17 protein-coding genes and 1 pseudogene are annotated in these 16,218 nt (G+C 66.3%); 10 read left to right on the top strand and 8 right to left on the bottom strand.

What is annotated here, in order from left to right:
* The first annotated feature begins 11 nt into the window (after positions 1 to 11).
* On the top strand, positions 12 to 476 hold the full coding sequence (locus tag BTH_RS00090; RefSeq protein WP_009907050.1) for a hypothetical protein: 465 nt from the start codon (positions 12 to 14) through the stop codon (positions 474 to 476).
* A 417-nt stretch (positions 477 to 893) separates the two neighbouring features.
* On the opposite strand, the gene BTH_RS00085 is transcribed toward BTH_RS00090, so the two are convergent.
* From BTH_RS00085 to BTH_RS00075, 3 genes are all read right to left on the bottom strand, one after another.
* Positions 894 to 1,517 (bottom strand): glutathione S-transferase family protein, encoded by a 624-nt coding sequence (locus BTH_RS00085; protein ID WP_009894521.1) that lies wholly within the window; start codon positions 1,515 to 1,517, stop codon positions 894 to 896.
* Positions 1,518 to 1,660: 143 nt separating this feature from the next.
* Entirely contained in the window at positions 1,661 to 2,338 is a 678-nt protein-coding gene (locus BTH_RS00080) for a methyltransferase family protein (RefSeq protein ID WP_009894520.1), read from the bottom strand.
* A 365-nt stretch (positions 2,339 to 2,703) separates the two neighbouring features.
* Positions 2,704 to 3,621 carry a LysR substrate-binding domain-containing protein gene (locus tag BTH_RS00075; protein WP_009894517.1) on the bottom strand — a complete coding sequence of 306 codons (918 nt, stop codon included), beginning with the start codon at positions 3,619 to 3,621 and terminating at the stop codon, positions 2,704 to 2,706.
* A 165-nt stretch (positions 3,622 to 3,786) separates the two neighbouring features.
* Here BTH_RS00075 and BTH_RS00070 point away from each other — a divergent pair, with 165 nt between their 5' ends.
* Together BTH_RS00070 and BTH_RS00065 are read left to right on the top strand one after the other, a co-directional pair.
* Positions 3,787 to 4,872 carry a tartrate dehydrogenase gene (locus tag BTH_RS00070; RefSeq protein ID WP_009894515.1) on the top strand — a complete coding sequence of 362 codons (1,086 nt, stop codon included), beginning with the start codon at positions 3,787 to 3,789 and terminating at the stop codon, positions 4,870 to 4,872.
* Between the two features lie 104 nt (positions 4,873 to 4,976).
* The gene (locus tag BTH_RS00065; protein WP_009894513.1) at positions 4,977 to 5,969 is read left to right on the top strand and encodes a M14 family metallopeptidase; all 993 of its coding nucleotides are present in this window, start codon (positions 4,977 to 4,979) and stop codon (positions 5,967 to 5,969) included.
* A gap of 211 nt (positions 5,970 to 6,180) precedes the next feature.
* On the opposite strand, the gene BTH_RS00060 is transcribed toward BTH_RS00065, so the two are convergent.
* Positions 6,181 to 6,660: a DUF1348 family protein gene (locus tag BTH_RS00060; protein ID WP_009894511.1), complete on the bottom strand. Its 480-nt coding sequence runs from the start codon at positions 6,658 to 6,660 to the stop codon at positions 6,181 to 6,183.
* Positions 6,661 to 6,760: 100 nt separating this feature from the next.
* A complete protein-coding gene (locus BTH_RS00055) occupies positions 6,761 to 7,378 on the bottom strand; it encodes a TetR/AcrR family transcriptional regulator (RefSeq protein ID WP_009894509.1) in 618 nt (205 codons plus the stop codon).
* A gap of 87 nt (positions 7,379 to 7,465) precedes the next feature.
* Here BTH_RS00055 and BTH_RS00050 point away from each other — a divergent pair, with 87 nt between their 5' ends.
* The 4 genes and pseudogenes from BTH_RS00050 (at position 7,466) to BTH_RS34740 (ending at position 10,125) form a co-directional block, all read left to right on the top strand.
* Positions 7,466 to 8,116, top strand: coding sequence for a YceI family protein (locus BTH_RS00050; protein ID WP_009894506.1), 651 nt, complete (start codon positions 7,466 to 7,468; stop codon positions 8,114 to 8,116).
* Positions 8,117 to 8,289: 173 nt separating this feature from the next.
* A complete protein-coding gene (locus BTH_RS00045; protein ID WP_009894504.1) occupies positions 8,290 to 8,937 on the top strand; it encodes a GNAT family N-acetyltransferase in 648 nt (215 codons plus the stop codon).
* Entirely contained in the window at positions 8,934 to 9,365 is a 432-nt protein-coding gene (locus BTH_RS00040) for a hypothetical protein (protein ID WP_009894503.1), read from the top strand. Before BTH_RS00045 ends, BTH_RS00040 begins: the two co-directional genes overlap by 4 nt.
* Before the next feature lie 113 nt (positions 9,366 to 9,478).
* Positions 9,479 to 10,125: pseudogene (locus BTH_RS34740) on the top strand (potassium-transporting ATPase subunit KdpA).
* Between the two features lie 124 nt (positions 10,126 to 10,249).
* Here the strand turns inward: BTH_RS34740 and tdh are convergent.
* Both tdh and BTH_RS00025 read right to left on the bottom strand, forming a co-directional pair.
* Positions 10,250 to 11,281 (bottom strand): L-threonine 3-dehydrogenase, encoded by a 1,032-nt coding sequence (tdh, locus tag BTH_RS00030; RefSeq protein ID WP_009894498.1) that lies wholly within the window; start codon positions 11,279 to 11,281, stop codon positions 10,250 to 10,252.
* A gap of 12 nt (positions 11,282 to 11,293) precedes the next feature.
* Positions 11,294 to 12,493: a glycine C-acetyltransferase gene (locus BTH_RS00025; protein ID WP_009894495.1), complete on the bottom strand. Its 1,200-nt coding sequence runs from the start codon at positions 12,491 to 12,493 to the stop codon at positions 11,294 to 11,296.
* A gap of 167 nt (positions 12,494 to 12,660) precedes the next feature.
* Between BTH_RS00025 and BTH_RS00020 the strand changes: the two genes are divergently transcribed.
* The 3 genes from BTH_RS00020 to BTH_RS00010 all read left to right on the top strand — a co-directional run bounded on the left by BTH_RS00020 (position 12,661) and on the right by BTH_RS00010 (position 14,938).
* Complete coding sequence (locus tag BTH_RS00020) at positions 12,661 to 13,269, top strand: helix-turn-helix domain-containing protein (protein ID WP_009894493.1); 609 nt, start codon at positions 12,661 to 12,663, stop codon at positions 13,267 to 13,269.
* Between the two features lie 79 nt (positions 13,270 to 13,348).
* Positions 13,349 to 13,729, top strand: coding sequence for a DUF2471 family protein (locus tag BTH_RS00015; protein ID WP_009894491.1), 381 nt, complete (start codon positions 13,349 to 13,351; stop codon positions 13,727 to 13,729).
* Positions 13,730 to 13,894: 165 nt separating this feature from the next.
* The gene (locus BTH_RS00010; RefSeq protein WP_009894488.1) at positions 13,895 to 14,938 is read left to right on the top strand and encodes a tyrosine-type recombinase/integrase; all 1,044 of its coding nucleotides are present in this window, start codon (positions 13,895 to 13,897) and stop codon (positions 14,936 to 14,938) included.
* 92 nt (positions 14,939 to 15,030) lie between these two features.
* Here BTH_RS00010 and BTH_RS00005 read toward each other — a convergent pair whose 3' ends face one another.
* A complete protein-coding gene (locus BTH_RS00005; RefSeq protein ID WP_009894485.1) occupies positions 15,031 to 16,218 on the bottom strand; it encodes a DNA-binding protein in 1,188 nt (395 codons plus the stop codon).

Raw genomic sequence — 16,218 nt, 5'->3', positions numbered from 1 at the left:
CCCGCTTCGCCATGCCGATATTCGTCGTTCTGTTCGCGATCGCCGCATTGATCTGGGGCGCCGTCCACATGTTTCACGCGATCGCCGCGCGCTTCGGTAACGCTGTTGCGATCGGCGCCGCCGCCGTCGCGGCCGTTGCGATCGCGGCGGCGATCGCACGCTGGGTCCGGCGGCGGCGCGACATCGCGCCGAACGCGCGCGAAGACGGCTGGACGCATGTGCTGCAACGCGCCTGGGGCGACCTGCGCGTCTCGGCGACGAAGGGGCTGCTGTGGCTGTCGCAGGACGGCGCCGACGGCCGCTACACGCTTACGGATCTGAGCGGCTGCCGCGCTGAGGCGCTCGACGGCCGCTGGTATCTGATCGTCGCCGTGCGCGACGATCGCCGCGCCGAGTGGAAGCTGCCGATGGACGACAAGCGCGACGCGCTGCGTTGGGAACGCGTGCTGACGCTCGCGAAGCGCCAGCGCCTGTGAGCGCGGCCATGCCCCCCCGCATCTCGACAGGCTCGATCCGGCCTCACGGCCGATTCCGCGAGCGGCCGGCGAATTCCGGGCAGGTTCCGGACGCCTTCGCGGCAACTCCCGAAAAATCTCACCTTTAGGCGGAAGACGTGTCGAAGCGGGCCGCCGGCTCGTTCGCCGAACGGGCATCGACGGTTGTCTCCTCAAGCGGCCGGTCCGGACGGCGACAGCATTCGCATCCGCGCCGCCGTCGTTCACCGCAACGTCACGCGCTCTCCGAGGTAGAACGCGCGCGCCTTCGAGCTCGACGCGCGCGCCGCTCGACCGGCCGCGCACCTCGCCGCCGCGCGGCGACGCCCGATCGCCGCGTCCGGCTTCAAGGCCTGCGCAATCGCTGAATGAAAGGTGAGCGCGCGGCGAGATCGACGCTCACGGCAAGCCGTTGAAGCAATGCTCGGCAAAACCCGGCCGAACGGCGAGCCGGTCGAAATACGCGGACACCGCCGGAAAATCGGGCTTGTAGAACGGCGTGCGCAACCAGCGGTTGATCGACAGGCCAATCGCGACGTCGGCGAGCGTGTAGTCCGCGCCGGCGACGAACGCGCCCGTCGCGTCGAGTTGCGCGTTCAGAATCGCCATGTGCTGCGCCCAGCTTTCGCACGACGCGCGGATCTGAGCCGGGTCGCGATGATCCGGGGCATTGCGTACGAGCGCGAGGAACGCGTAGCTCCACGCGCGATTCAACGCGCTCGTCTGCCAGTCGAGCCATTGGTCGACGCGCGCCCGCGCGTGCGGCTCGACCGGATACAGATGCGCGCCGCCGTACCGGTTCGCCAGATAGCGCAGGATCGCGTTCGACTCCCAGAGCACGAAATCGCCATCCACGAGCACCGGCACGAGGCCGTTTGGGTTCAGCGCGAGAAATTCAGGCGTCTGCGTCGACCGGAATCCCGCCCCCCAGTCTTCGCGCTCGAATGCAAGCTCCAATTCGGCGCACGTCCACAGCACCTTGCGGACGTTGATCGACGGCGCCTTGCCAAGCACTTTCAGCATCACGGACCACCTCGTTCGACGATAACTCCGAAGATTGTAGGGATGCTCACGCGACGCCGACAGGTACGGTTCGGCGTCTATCAACCGATGCGCCTCGCCGGCGCGCGCAAGCGCCGGAGCGGGCCGCCGAACCCGCGACGGCGTCACCAGACGCGCGGCAAGAGCCGCCAGCGCACGCGCTCGCAGTACGCGCGATAGCCGTCGAGATGCACGCTCAGGTAGCGCTCCTCGCCGATGAGCCGCGCGACGACGCCCGCCGCAAGCACCGCGGCGAACGGCCAGGCCCATGTCGATTGCGCGGCGATCGGGCTCCCGAAAAGTATCACCATTGCGCCGGAATACATCGGGTGCCGGACGAAACGATACGGGCCGGACGAGATCACCGTCTGATCGCGCTTCACCTCGACGATGCTCGACGCGAAGCGATTCTCGCGCAGCACCGCAAAGCAGATCGCGAAACCCGCGATCACGAGCGCATTGCCGAGCGCAACCGCGCGCCAGTCGACCGGCGTGCGTGCGACGCGCCATTCGGCGCCCATCGCGACGACGAGCCCGACGCTCGCGATGCTCGCGACGCCGAGGATGACCTTCTGGCTGAACTCGCGCTCCGCGCGCACGCCCACGCGCATCCGGCTCGCGACGAGCGCCGGATCGTGCTTGAGGAAATGAAGCGCGAGCCAGGTTGTCGCGCCGGAGAACACGAGCCAGTAGATCCAGCCCTGCCAGTAACGCAGCGAGCCTGCCGACGCGAAGATCAGCACGGCGAGCGCCGCGACGAAACGTGCTTGCGCGCCGAGCGCGCGCTTCGACAGCGAGTCCATTGCGGGTTCCTCCTGTTGCGTCGGCGGGGTTGGCGGCCTCGACGGCTAGCCAGTGCGGCGCGCTCGAGGCGCTCGACGAACTGCAAATTGCGGGCTCGGGGCTGGGGGCTGCGCATTTTTCGCTTTGCGTCGCGAATCGCTTCGCGTGCCGACCTGCGCGCCCATTATCGTTCCGCAAGCCAACGCGCGCCGCGGCGCCGACGCGCGCTGGATAGGCCGTTAGTTGCAGTCGACAATCAACTATTGATCGACAATCCTTGCCGACTCAACCCCACCGCGCGTCGACCCACGCCGGCCCATACCGCCTCCCTTTCGCCGCTCGCCGCTCGCCGCTCGCCGGGCGCCGGGCGCCGGGCGCCGGGCGATTATCCGCCGTTCGCGCGCTCGTTCAGGTGCGCGAACGCGTCGGCGAGAAAATCGACGCACACGCGCACCTTGGCCGAAGCCGCGAGCCGCGCCGGATACACGGCCCATACATTCGCCGGCTGGAGCGCGTCCGGCAGCACGCGCTCGAGCTTGCCGCTCGCGAGCAGCGGCCCCGCCTCCCAGATCGAGCGCAGCACGATCCCGCGTCCGGCAAGCGCCCACTGCACGGCGACCTCGCCGTGATTCGTCGACAGCGCGCCGCCAACCTTCACCGTCGACGTCTCGCCGCGCACCGTGAGCCGCCATACGCCGAACGGGTGATCGCGCTCCTTGATCGCGAGGCACTGATGCGCGGCGAGATCCGCGAGCTGGCGCGGCGTGCCGCATCGCGCGAGATAGCCGGGCGACGCGCACAGCACCCGATAGTTCGTCGCAAGCCGCTTCGCGATCAGATGATCGGCGATCTCGTCGCCGATCCGGATGTCGAGATCGAAGCCTTCGCCCGCGACGTCGACGAGCCGATCGAACAGATCGAGCCGCACGTCGAGCTGCGGATAGCGTTCGCTGAAGTCGAGCAGCGCAGGCGCGAGCACGTGCCGGCCGAAGCCGAAGCTGCTTGAAATGCGCAGCGTGCCGCGCGGCACGCTGCGGGTGGTGGACACGTCTTCGACGAGATGGTCGACGTCGTCGAGAATCTTCTCGGCCCACGCAAAGACGCGCTCGCCGGCCTCCGTCACCGCGACGCGGCGCGTCGAGCGATGCAAAAGCCGCGTACCGAGCCGCTTTTCGAGCAGCGCGACGCGCTTGCTGACGTACGCGGGAGACACCGCGAGTTGCTCGGCCGCCGCGCTGAAGCTCGCGAGCCTCACGACGGCACTGAACACGCGCAGGTCGTCGAGGTTCGGCGAATTATTCACGATGCGTGGAAAGTTGATTAACCGAATGGCCGATTTTAATCCTTCCAGAAATAAATAAAATGCATGGATCGACGATCGCGCTAGCTCCATGCGATCGCGCCCCAAACCCCGCGCGCGCCCGGCCCGGCCAACGCGTGCGGCAGGACACGAGACGAGGAATTCAGCATGAGCGACAAGGTGTACAGGATCGCGGTCATCCCCGGCGACGGAATCGGCGTGGAAGTGATGCCCGAAGGGCTGCGCGCGCTCGATGCGGTGAGCCGCCGCTTCGGCCTGCGCTTCGAGTACGAGCCGATCGAATGGGCAAGCTGCGGCTACTACGCGAAGCACGGCCAGATGATGCCGGACGACTGGAAGGCGCAACTTTCCGGCATGGACGCGCTGTTGTTCGGCGCGGTGGGCTGGCCCGAGACGGTGCCCGATCACGTGTCGCTGTGGGGCTCGCTGATCAAGTTCCGCCGAGAGTTCGATCAATACGTGAACCTGCGCCCCGCGCGACTGTTCGACGGCGTACCGTGCCCGCTCGCCGGCCGCAAGGCAGGCGACATCGATTTCATGATCGTGCGCGAGAACACCGAGGGCGAATACTCGGCCGTCGGCGGCACGATGTTCGAGGGCACCGAGCGCGAATTCGTCGTCCAGCAGGCCGTGTTCACGCGGCACGGCACCGAGCGCGTGATGAAATTCGCGTTCGAGCTCGCGCAGCGCCGCGCGAAACGGCTCACCGTCGCGACGAAGAGCAACGGCATCGCGATCAGCATGCCGTGGTGGGACGCACGCGCCGCCGAGATGGCCGCGCGTTATCCGGACGTCGCGTGGGACAAGCAGCACATCGACATCCTGTGCGCGCGCTTCGTGATGCAGCCGGACCGCTTCGACGTCGTCGTCGCGTCGAACCTGTTCGGCGACATCCTGTCCGATCTCGGCCCCGCATGCACCGGCACGATCGGCATCGCGCCGTCGGCGAACCTGAACCCGGAGCGCAACTTTCCGTCGCTGTTCGAGCCGGTGCACGGCTCCGCGCCGGACATCGCGGGCAAACAGGTCGCGAATCCGATCGCGATGATCTGGTCGGCCGCGATGATGATCGATTTCCTCGGCGAAGGCGCGGGCCCCGCCCGTGAAGCGCACGATGCGATCGTCGCGGCGATCGAGCACGTGCTGAAGCACGGCCCGCGCACGCGCGACATGGGCGGCCAGGCGTCGACAAGCGAAGTGGGCGACGCGATCGTCGCGCGCCTGCTCGGCTGAGCGCCGATCGCACGCGATCGCGCACACGGCGGCGGCGACATCGGCCCGACGCGCTTCCGCCAGGTACGCGCGCGGCATTTCCCCGGCTCCCGAAAAAGCTCACCATGACCGAACCGGCTCCCGTATTTCCTCACTATTCGATCGAGGTCGACTTTCCGGACCTCGGCGCGCATCGCGCCGGCAACGTGGGCGTCGACTACGTGCATCGCTTCGATTCGGGCGTGCCCGGCCCGCACGTGATGATCAACGCGCTCACGCACGGCAACGAAGTGTGCGGCGCGATCGTCGTCGACGCATTGCTGAAGCGGAAATTGCGCCCGCGCCGCGGCGTGCTGACTTTGTCGTTCGCGAACGTCGCCGCGTACGAGCGCTTCGATCCCGCGAGACCCGACGCCGCGCGCTTCGTCGATCAGGATTTCAATCGTGTGTGGATGCCCGCCGTGCTCGACGATCTGTCGAAGCGCTCGGTCGAGCTCGATCGTGCGCGCGCGATCCGGCCGTTCGTCGACGAGGCCGACTGGCTGCTCGATCTGCATTCGATGCACGAGCGCAGCGCGCCGCTGATCGTCGCGGGTCCGCTCGACAAGGGCACGGCGCTCGCGCTGCAGATCGGCGCACCGGCGACCGTGATTCGCGACGAGGGCCATCCGGAAGGCAAACGGATGCGTGATTACGGCGGCTTCGGCGATCCGGCGAGCGCGAAGAACGCGCTTCTCATTGAATGCGGCCAGCATTGGGAGGCGCGCGCGGTCGCGGTTGCGCGTGACAGCACCGCGCGCTTCCTGGCCGCGTCGGGCGCCGTCGACGAACAGGATCTGCCGGACGACTGGTTCCTGCCGTTGTCGAAGACGATGCGAATCGTGCAGGTGACGGAGCCTGTCGTCGCGGCGAGCGACGAGTTTCGTTTCGCCGGCGCGTATACCGGCCTTGAGCATTTTGCGGAGGCTGGCGCGACGATCGGCTGGTCGAACGGCAAGCCCGTCACGACGCCGTATCCGGATTGCGTGCTCGTGATGCCGTCGCTGCGCCAGTTGCGCCCGGGCGTGACGGTCGTACGGCTCGGCCGCCTCGAACGCGAGGTGCCGCAGCGCGGGTGAGGCGGATGAGCAGCGCGTGCCCCGATGTCCCGATGCCTTGCAGCACAACGCGGCGCCGAACAATCGGCGTTCGATATTCAACCTCGCTCCAGCATCGAGCCCTATCCGCGTGGCACGGTGAATCGGCGCTTCGCCGCATCCTTCACGACATCGCGCCGCGCATCTCATCGACATTGCAGGCCGCGCGATGCTTTACGCAGCCCGCCGCCGATCAAAGCCCGAGATCCGACAGGCCCGGATGATCGTCGGGCCGGCGGCCGAGCGGCCAGTGAAACAGGCGATCCGCTTCGCGGATCGGCATGTCGTTGATGCTTGCATGGCGATGCGCCATCAAACCGTTCTCGTCGAACTCCCAGTTCTCGTTGCCGTACGAGCGAAACCAGTTGCCGGCGTCGTCGTGCCACTCGTACGCGAAGCGCACCGCGATCCGATTGCCGGTGAACGCCCACAATTCCTTGATCAGCCGATAATCGAGCTCGCGCGTCCACTTGCGGCGCAGCAACTCGACGATTTCCGCGCGGCCCGTCGCGAACTCCGCGCGATTGCGCCATTTGCTCTGCGGCGTATAGGCGAGCGAAACACGCTCCGGGTCGCGCGTGTTCCAGCCATCTTCAGCAGCCCGAACTTTCTGAATCGCGGTTTCGCGCGTGAACGGCGGAACCGGCGGGCGGATTTCGGTTGCATCGGACATCGTGTTCTCCAGGTTGAGGACGTGAAAGTACCGGTCCGGCTCGCCGGGTACAGCGGGCAGGTTGCGGTTGGCGATTCGATCGGATGAAAAGGCGGGGGCTTTAGCCCGACTGGCTCGGCAGCGTCGCATCGAGCAGCAGTTCGGCCGCCGCGCGCGCGTCGCGCGCGGCCGACGCGTCGCCGCTCACGAGCGCAACGCCGATCGCGCCGTCGATCAGCACGAGCCACTGCCGCGCGAGCCGGGCGACGTGTCGGCGGTCCGCCCCCGTTTCCGCCGCGTGCGCGTCGAGCTGTTCGCGCACGAACCCGAGCAGGCGCGCCTTGTGTTCGCGCGCGACGACGCGAATCGGATCGTCCGGATGCCCGATCTCGCCCGCCGCGTTCAGGAACGCGCAGCCGTGGAAACCCGGCTGCTCGAACCATTCGCGCAGCGCGTCGAACATCCCGACGAGCCGCGCGCGCGGCGTCTTGCCGCGCCTTTGCGTCGCTTCGACGAACCACGTCATCCAGCGCGCATCGCGACGTTCGAGCGCAGCGGCGACGAGCGCCTCCTTCGATTCGAAGTGCGTATAGAAGCTCTTGCGTGCGGCGCCCGACAGCTTGACGATCGCATCGACGCCCGTCGCATGAATGCCGCCCGCGTAGATCAGCGTTTCGGCCGCATCGAGCAAGCGCTCGCGCGCGCCGGCGGCAGGGAAGAGGCCCGGTTTCGTGTCCATGCGTTTAAGGTAGAACGATCATTCTCCTTTGTCAACATCGGATCGGTGCGATATCGTTTCCGCACGCATTCGGCAAAAGGAGTTCGGATGAAACCGGCGAGATGGGCGGAACGATTCGCGTGCGCGATCGCGCTTGTGGGGATGGCGGCGAGCTGCACGCCGCTTCGGGTCGTCACGCACACCGTGTCGACGACGGAAGCCGCCGTTCCGGCCGGCCGCTACACGCTCGATCCGCACCACTGGAGCATCGTGTTCGATGTCGACCACTTCAAGTATTCGCGCTTCACGATGCGCTTCGATCGCGCGAGCGCGCAACTCGACTGGCGCGCGGGCGGGCTGGCCGACAGCGGCGTGACGGCATCGATCGACGCGGCGAGCATCGACACCAATGTGCCGCTGCTCGACAAGCTCGTCGCAGGCTCGGATGCGCTCGACGCCGCCCGCGCCCCTCGAATTCGCTTTGACGGCACGCGCTTCGCGCACACTAGCGCGACGCAGGGCACGCTGACCGGCAACCTGACGATCCGCGGCGCGACGCACCCGGTCACGCTCGCCGTCACGTTCAATGGCTACGGCCGCAATCCGTTGACGAAGCAGGACACGCTCGGCTTTTCCGCAAGCGGCACGTTCAGCCGCGCGCAATTCGGCGTGACGAGCTGGTATCCGGCCGTCGGCGACGACGTGCGCGTGCGCATCGAAGCGGAGTTCGTCAAGCAAGGCGAAGCGCCCGCGACATGATGCATCGATGACGCACGCCGTCGCGCGGGGAAACGCGCGACATTCGCCGCGGTTTCGCGCATCGCCGCCTCCGGCCTCTCTTGCCGCGCCGAGATTTTTTACGACATTTTTTCTTGAAAGGCGCGCTCGCGACTCCCTACACTTCGGGCAACCATCGAGGTTTGGGAGGCGTCATGCCGCAACAACGAGTGAAGTCCGAACGAGCGATGCACTTCGCATGCGCGACACGCGCGAACGGCCGCGTCGTGCTCCGACGTTTCGATCCTGCGCACGACTCGTACGACGAGCTGACCGCGCTGCTGCATCGCGCGTTCACCCGGCTCGGCCGGATGGGGCTCAATTGTCCATGCGTCGACCAACCGGCCGCCGTCACGCGGCAACGCGCGCTCGCGGGCGAGTGCTTCGTCGCCGTCTGCAACGGCCATCTCGTCGCGACGATGACGCTTCACGCACGCGACCTTTCGTCGCCATGCGAGCTCTATCGCCGCGGCAACGTCGCGACGCTGCGCCAGTTCGGCGTCGATCCCGTCTGGCAAGGGCGCGGCATCGGCCGATCGATGCTCGATTTCGCCACGCGTTGGGCTGCCGCGCGCGGCTACCGGCATCTCGCGCTCGACACGCCGCAGCCGGCTGCGCATCTCGTCGCGTTCTACACGCGTCACGGATTCCGGCTCGTCGACGTCATGCACTTTTCAGGCAAAGGCTACGACAGTGCGATCCTCAGCAAGCCGGCGGCGGTATCGCATCCGGCCGCATGGAACGCGCGCGAACTGCCGCTGACGCCGGCGCCGATGCTCGCGCGATTCGATCGCGCCGCATGAAATACGGAGACGAAGAAGACGACGACGCACGCCGGCGCGGCCGCCCACGCGACTCGGGCGATCGGAGCGCACGCAATCCGCTTCGCGTGAAGGCGGCGATGCGCATGCGCGGTCTCGTCAAGGTCGCATGCATCACGATCGCGGCAAGCCAGGTGCTGACCGCGGCATTCGCGAGCCTCGCCCGCGTCGCCGGCCACGACGTCGAATCAGGGCCGCTGCTGCTCTTCAACTTCGTGACGTGCGCGCTCGTCAGCTACTGGCTGCAAGCCGACGCGCGACGCGCGTATCTCGAAGCACGGTCGAGCGGCCGTCTGCACGGCGCGCCGAATGAAAGCACGCCACCCGACGTTCCGGCCAATTGCCCGAAACGTTGGCTAGTGATCCTGAATATCGAATTGAATCCGCATCTGCTCGACGAGGCGCAATGACGCAAGCCACCCGCCTCGCGGAATCGCTTGCGAGCCGACATATTGACGCGTTGTTTACTCCCGTCGCCCGACTCTCTCGATCGGTTTGACATCCGCTGCGCTGTAATGAACACATGAAGCGCGGCCGAACCGACGGCCGAAGCGGGAGAATCGATGGACAAGCACGCCTTCCGCAGATCGCGCTCTTCGCCGCCGTGCTGACTCGGCACGTCAAGCCGCTCGGACAGTACATCGTGCGCATCGCAAACGGCGATCCGCCGTGGCCGATGCGAATGCTGCAGCCTGTCGAGCGATGCACGTATCGCGCGGCGGGCATCGATCCCGAGCAGGCAATGAGCTGGAAAACCCATGCGATCGCGCTGTTGTCGCTCAGCCTCGTCGGCACGATCGCACTCTACGCGTTGCAGCGCGCTCAGCACGCGCTGCAGCTCAATCCGCAGGCCCTCCCCACCGTCAGCGCAGATTCGGCGTTCAACACGGCTGTGAGCTTCGCCGCCAACACGAGCGTGCAAGGCGACGCGGGCGAAACGACGCTAGCTATCTGCCCCAGATGGGCGGCATCGCCGTGCGGAGCTTCTTGTCGGCTGCCGCCGGCACCGCCGTGCTGCTCACGCCGATCCGCGCGCTCGCCACGCGCGGCACGGGCTCCGTCGTCCTGCTGAACGGAACGGTCATGCTGACGACGTTGTTGACGCATCAGCCGGCGCTGGCGTTCGGGCCGATCGTCGAACAGTTGACGATGGCGGGCGCTGCGCATTGAAGGCCGAACGAAGCCGCATCGCCAAGCGCGATGCGGGTCGCGGATCATCATACGCAGTCCGCATCGCGACGCGACACGACGTACGATTCGCGGCCCGACATCCCGCCAGGCCGCTCGTCCGGCGTCACGCAGCGGCCCAGTCGAGAATCACCTTGCCGCTTTCGCCCGACAGCATCGCAGCGAAGCCCTTCTCGTAGTCGTCCACGGCGAAGCGGTGCGTGATGATCGGCGAAAGATCGAGCCCGCTTTGCAGCATCGCGACCATCTTGTACCAGGTCTCGAACATCTCGCGCCCGTAGATGCCCTTGATCTCCAGGCCCTTGAAGATCACCTGGTTCCAGTCGATCGCGGTTTGCGCGGGCGGAATCCCGAGCAGCGCAACCTTGCCGCCGTGATTCATCGATTCGAGCAGCGACGTGAACGCGCTCGGCACGCCCGACATCTCGAGCCCGACGTCGAAGCCCTCCGTCATGTGCAGGTCCGCCATCACGTCGCGCAGCGATTCGCGCGACACGTTCACCGCGCGCGTCGCACCCATCCTGCGGGCAAGGTCGAGGCGATAGTCGTTGATGTCGGTGATGACGACGTTGCGCGCGCCGACGTGCTTCGCGATCGCCACCGCCATCACGCCGATCGGCCCCGCGCCCGTGATCAGCACGTCCTCGCCGACGAGGTTGAACGACAGCGCAGTGTGCGTCGCGTTGCCGAACGGATCGAAGATCGCGGCGAGATCGTCGGAGATTTCGGGCGGAATCTTGAACGCGTTGAACGCGGGTATCGCGAGGTACTCGGCGAACGCGCCTTCGCGATTCACGCCGACGCCGACCGTATTGCGGCACAGGTGACGCCGCCCCGCGCGGCAGTTGCGGCAGAAGCCGCACGTGATGTGCCCTTCTCCGGACACGCGGTCGCCGATCGAGAAGCCGCGCACCTCCTGGCCCATCTCGACGATCTCGCCGACGTACTCGTGGCCGACGTGCATCGGCACCGGAATCGTCTTCTGCGCCCAGTCGTCCCACTTCCAGATATGGATGTCGGTGCCGCAGATCGCGGTGCGGCGGATCTTGATGAGGACGTCGTTGTGGCCGACCTCGGGCTTCTTCACGCGGGTAAGCGTGAGGCCCGGTCCGCGTTCGAGCTTTGCAAGCGCTTTCATCGCGAGCCTCCGTCAAATGACGCCGAGCGTCTTGCCGACGCGCACGAACGCGTCGGCCGCGCGATCGATCTGCTCGGGCGTGTGCGCGGCGCTCATTTGCGTGCGGATGCGCGCGCGGCCGCGCGGCACGACCGGATACGAGAAGCCGATCACGTAGACGCCTTCGGCGAGCAGCGCATCGGCCATCTTCGATGCGACCTGCGCGTCGCCCAGCATCACCGGAATGATCGGATGCTCGCCCGGCACGAGCATGAAGCCCGCCGCGCTCATCCTCTCGCGGAAGTGCACGCCGTTCGCGCGCACGCGCTCGCGCAGCCTCGCGCCTTCGTCGCTCGCGAGCAGTTCGAGCACCTTCAGCGACGCGGCCGCGATGCTCGGCGTGAGCGTGTTCGAGAACAGATACGGGCGCGAGCGCTGCCGCAGCAGCTCGACGATCTCGCGCCGCGCCGCGACGTAGCCGCCCGACGCGCCGCCCAGCGCCTTGCCGAGCGTGCCCGTGATGATGTCGACGCGGCCCTCGACGCCGCAATGTTCGGGCGTGCCGCGCCCGTGCTCGCCGATGAAGCCGACCGCGTGAGAATCGTCGACCATCACGAGCGCGCCATAACGATCGGCAAGATCGCACACGCCCTTCAGGTTCGCGATGATGCCGTCCATCGAGAACACGCCGTCGGTCGCGATCAGCTTGAAGCGCGCGCCCGCCGCGTCGGCTTCGCGCAGCTTCGCTTCGAGATCGGCGAGATCGTTGTTCTTGTATCGGAAGCGCTTCGCCTTCGACAGGCGAACGCCGTCGATGATGCTCGCATGGTTCAGCTCGTCGCTGATGACCGCGTCGTTTTCGTCGAGCAGCGTCTCGAACAGTCCGCCGTTCGCGTCGAAGCAGCTCGAATACAGGATACAGTCGTCCGTTTTCAGGAACGCGGAAAGCGCGGCCTCGAGCTGCTTGTGCACGGTCTGCGTGCCGCAGATGAAGCGCACCGACGCCATCCCGAACCCGTCCTGCTCGAGCGCGGCCTGCGCGGCGGCGATGAGGCGCGAGTCGTCCGCGAGCCCCAGATAGTTGTTCGCGCAGAAATTCAGCACGTGCGCGCCGCCGGCGAGCCGAATGTCGGCTGCCTGCGGGCTGGCGATCTCGCGTTCGGTCTTGTAGAAACCGTCGGCTCGAATCTGGTCGAGGGTGCCGCGTAGATGGGCGAGATAGGCGTCACGCATCGCAATAAGCTCCTGATATGGGCTGCAAGGCTCGGCGCTCGTCCGCGCTCGTGGCGGCGGCAAAGCAGCTTGCTACTGTTATAGTCGGCCGTCGGGTCCAGCGTATTTTTCCTGTATTTCGAACTAAAATTCGAAATACCGAACAACTCTAAGCGAACGGAATTCAAATGGCAAGCTCTTCCGGCGCGCGGCGCACGGCCGCGCCCGCTCCTGTCGCCGGCGGCGCGACGCCGCCGCGTGTCGGCGAGCAAATCCAGCGCCTGCGCAACGAGCGCAAGCTCACGCTCGACGATCTGTCGCGCGCGGCCGGCGTGTCGAAATCGATGCTGTCCGAAATCGAGCGCGACAAGGCGAATCCGACGATCGCCGTCGCGTGGCGGCTCACGAACGCGCTCGGCATCAGCCTCGACGAGCTGTTCGCGCAGCCGAAGGCGCCCGAGACGATCCGCGTCGACGGCCCGCACGACATTCCGACGCTCGCCGGGCACGACGCGCAATACCAGTTGCGCGTGTGGGGGCCGATCGAGCTCGCGGGCAAGTTCGAATGGTACGAGCTGACGCTGCCGGCAAACGGCGCGCTCGTGTCGAATCCGCACGAGCCGGGCACGCGCGAGCACCTGACGGTGCTGAACGGCGCGATCGAAATCGAAGCGGCGGGCGTCACACGGCGACTGAAGGCGGGCGACACCGCACGCTATGCGGCCGACGGTCCGCACGCGATCCGCAACGCGGGCAAGAGCGAGGCCAAAGCGCTTCTCATCGTGATCCATCGATAGCACGGCGCCTAGTCGGCTCAATGGCCAGTTGCGCAAAATACTGTATATTCGTACAGTATACGCAAAACAGGAGCCCGCGATGACCGAACAGGATCTGGCCGCGCTCAGCTTCAAGGCTGCGGCGCACGATATGGAAACGATTGTCCGTCACATTGCCGAGCGCTATATCCGGCAAGGCGTTCCGTTGACGTGGCGGCTTCTGCACGCGGTCGAGGCCGAAGCGCTCGCCGATCTCGGCTTCGCAAGCCGGCACGATTCGATGGTCCGCTGCCTGTTCGACCGCCCGGCCGAGCTGCGCTTCCCCGAAACCGACGATCTCGTCGACTTCGGGCAGTCGAATGCGCTGCCCGCGGTGTTCTCGTTCGCGGTCGCCGCGTACGAGCGGGCCGCGAGCGCACGCACCGATGCGTCTATTGCGCCGGTGCGCGCCTCGCGCGTGTCCCGCGCATGGGGCGATTAGCCGGTCGCCGCGCTTGCCCGGCAGCCCGCCCGGCCCGCACGTCGCACGCGGACGCCCGGTTCCTGGCGAATCGTTGGCCGCCGGACACTCGCCGTTGCCTCGAAAAATGCTTTGTCGAGCGAATGCGACACGCTACGATGAATCGCAACTAACGGGATAAATGACATGTCGCCGCCCATTCTGACGAGTCCCCTTTCGCAGCCCGACATCCCGAGCGATCTGTTCGATCGCGATACGTCGGACTGGCTCAACCATCCGGACACCGCATTCGATGCATGGCTGGCCGCCCAGGAATTTCGCCGATCGTCGGCCGACGTCTACCGCGCGCAATGGGGCGCGTTTCTCGGCTGGCTCGCGAAACGGCAAAAAAACCTCGCGACGGTGGACACCGAAACGATCGCTCTGTTCGTCGGCGAGTTGCCGATCAAGAAGACGCAGCGCGTGCGCTATTTGAGGCTGATCGAGCGCGTGCTCGATCATGTGCGCAAGAACGAATTCGGTTCGACGAATCCTGCCCGCTTCATTGCTCAGGATGGCGAAGCGACTTGGCGCAGCGCGCGCGACAACGAGCCGACGAGTTTTCTCGCGCCGGCCGAACGCGCCGCGCTGCTTGCTTACCTGTTTTCCCCGCTGCCCGCGGCGGGCGCGGCGCTCTGGAAGGAGCGCCGCGATCGTGCGCTAATCGCCGCGTTCCTTGGCGGCGGATTGAAAACCGGCGAAGCACGCGCACTCACGATTAGTTGCGTCAAACTCGGATCAACCGTCCTGACGATCCCGGCGGCCCAACCAGAATTCACACGCGAAACGCATCTCGCCTCGTTCGCGATCGCGCTGTTCGGCGCATGGCTCGCCGAACGTCAGCGCTGCGGCATCCCGGGCGAACTCGTCTTCCCTGCGTCGCAATCCGGCCGGCCGATGCATAAGGCAACGATGCTGCGCGCGGTCGATGCGATCGTCGACGCGGCCGACATCGCGCAATCACGCACCGCGCGCGCCAGCCCGCAGACGTTGCGCAACACGTTCGCGGCCGAACTTTTCGAAAACGGCGTCGAACCGGAAAAAGTCGGTCAGTGGCTGGGATTCGCGCAGCCGATTTCGTCGAATCGGCTGCATCGGGCGTGGAAGAATTGGCGGGAAAGCCTCGTCAGTGCGCTACCCGACGCCGAATCGCTCACCGATGAAGCGTTGGCCGCGTCAAGCCAGGCTTGAGATCCGCGTTTTCGATCTCCCGAAAACGCTCACCTTTTCCCATCCACCGACTCCCGAATTTCCTCACCTTTGAGGATTTCGGGCGCCTTCCGTCACGTTGACCGGGTGAAACAGGCGACAGCCGCGAAGCGCGACGGCCGCGCTCCCGACGTGTGTTCGCATTCGGGACAAAGCAATTCGTAACCGTCTGCGCCGTGCGACAGTTCGGGTTCGCCGTCGCCACACTTCGGGCAACGGCCCGGCAGCGATACATGCTGATCGAGCGACGTGCCGATCGCGTCGAATGCGGCCGCGTCGAGATTACCCGCGTCAGCCAGACGGCGGATCAGTGCGGCGATCTCGGGTGTCATGCCCTGGCTGGCCCTCAATACCTGGACTTCGTTGGCGGCCGCGGTCAATTCGTCGCCTTGTTCGCGCAACTGCGCGTCGAGCCGATCCGCACGCGCCTTCGCCGCACTCAGTTGCTGAAGGAAATCAAACTCCTTGCGGTTGACGTCGCGCAACCCCTGTTGATACGTCGAAGCCATGCTGCGCAGCGAATCGAGCTCGACGAGCATCGGCTTCACGCGCCGCTCGGCTTCCGCGATCGCATCCTTGATCTGCTGCGCGTAGTGCTCGGTGTTCTCGCGCAGCTCCGCGTTCAGCGCGTCGATCCGCTCGCGCAGTGCGGCGTTGTGGCTCTGCTCGGTTTCAAGCCTTTGATTCAGCAGCGTATTTTCGTTTTCCATCCGGCGAATCAGGCCTTGTAGCGAGTCCTGATGGGCAAGACCTTGCGTCGCCGCGGACGCTAGTTGCACCTCGGCGTCGGTCAGGCGATTCTGCAGTTGCTCGGCGCGCGCATCGCTTCGGGCGAGCGCCGCCTCGAGTGCTTCCTGGCGAATCAGCACGTCCCGATATTTTTGCTCGGCCGCCGCCACGGCATCCCTTGCCTGCTGCCGCTCGTCATCAAGACTCTCGCGCGCCTGTTTCAACGCTTCTTCATAGAGCGCGCCCAGCAGCGCGCCGGCTTTTTCCTCGAGCGGCTTCGGCAAGGCGGCTCCTTCGAGCCGGACTTTCGATGCCGCGCGGATCCGCTCCCAAAAATGATCGATGTCTTTCGGGATGTCGCTCGCGCTTCCCGTCTGGGTCAAGTCTCGGACGTTCGCCGCGGATGGCCGAACACCAAGGTCAAAGAACAACCGCTTGCATGCGTGCAGCGACAAGTCTTGCCGGCGCGCACCGGCTGTGCGCAGCGCGTCGAGCTCTTCGCGGATGGATTGCCGGATCTCGTCGAGAGTCAT

This window comes from Burkholderia thailandensis E264, assembly GCF_000012365.1.
GTDB lineage: Bacteria > Pseudomonadota > Gammaproteobacteria > Burkholderiales > Burkholderiaceae > Burkholderia > Burkholderia thailandensis.
This window is presented reverse-complemented; position numbering and strand designations above follow the sequence as displayed.

Excerpts from the sequence above, each read along its gene's own strand:
- tdh (WP_009894498.1), bottom strand. The coding sequence starts at position 11,281 with ATGAAAGCGCTTGCAAAGCTCGAACGCGGACCGGGCCTCACGCTTACC.
- BTH_RS00020 (WP_009894493.1), top strand. The coding sequence starts at position 12,661 with ATGGCAAGCTCTTCCGGCGCGCGGCGCACGGCCGCGCCCGCTCCTGTC.
- BTH_RS00040 (WP_009894503.1), top strand. The coding sequence starts at position 8,934 with ATGAAATACGGAGACGAAGAAGACGACGACGCACGCCGGCGCGGCCGC.
- BTH_RS00070 (WP_009894515.1), top strand. The coding sequence starts at position 3,787 with ATGAGCGACAAGGTGTACAGGATCGCGGTCATCCCCGGCGACGGAATC.
- BTH_RS00005 (WP_009894485.1), bottom strand. The coding sequence starts at position 16,218 with ATGACTCTCGACGAGATCCGGCAATCCATCCGCGAAGAGCTCGACGCG.
- BTH_RS00025 (WP_009894495.1), bottom strand. The coding sequence starts at position 12,493 with ATGCGTGACGCCTATCTCGCCCATCTACGCGGCACCCTCGACCAGATT.
- BTH_RS00090 (WP_009907050.1), top strand. The coding sequence starts at position 12 with ATGCCGATATTCGTCGTTCTGTTCGCGATCGCCGCATTGATCTGGGGC.
- BTH_RS00015 (WP_009894491.1), top strand. The coding sequence starts at position 13,349 with ATGACCGAACAGGATCTGGCCGCGCTCAGCTTCAAGGCTGCGGCGCAC.
- BTH_RS00045 (WP_009894504.1), top strand. The coding sequence starts at position 8,290 with ATGCCGCAACAACGAGTGAAGTCCGAACGAGCGATGCACTTCGCATGC.
- BTH_RS00060 (WP_009894511.1), bottom strand. The coding sequence starts at position 6,660 with ATGTCCGATGCAACCGAAATCCGCCCGCCGGTTCCGCCGTTCACGCGC.
- BTH_RS00050 (WP_009894506.1), top strand. The coding sequence starts at position 7,466 with ATGAAACCGGCGAGATGGGCGGAACGATTCGCGTGCGCGATCGCGCTT.
- BTH_RS00055 (WP_009894509.1), bottom strand. The coding sequence starts at position 7,378 with ATGGACACGAAACCGGGCCTCTTCCCTGCCGCCGGCGCGCGCGAGCGC.
- BTH_RS00065 (WP_009894513.1), top strand. The coding sequence starts at position 4,977 with ATGACCGAACCGGCTCCCGTATTTCCTCACTATTCGATCGAGGTCGAC.
- BTH_RS00010 (WP_009894488.1), top strand. The coding sequence starts at position 13,895 with ATGTCGCCGCCCATTCTGACGAGTCCCCTTTCGCAGCCCGACATCCCG.
- BTH_RS00085 (WP_009894521.1), bottom strand. The coding sequence starts at position 1,517 with ATGCTGAAAGTGCTTGGCAAGGCGCCGTCGATCAACGTCCGCAAGGTG.
- BTH_RS00080 (WP_009894520.1), bottom strand. The coding sequence starts at position 2,338 with ATGGACTCGCTGTCGAAGCGCGCGCTCGGCGCGCAAGCACGTTTCGTC.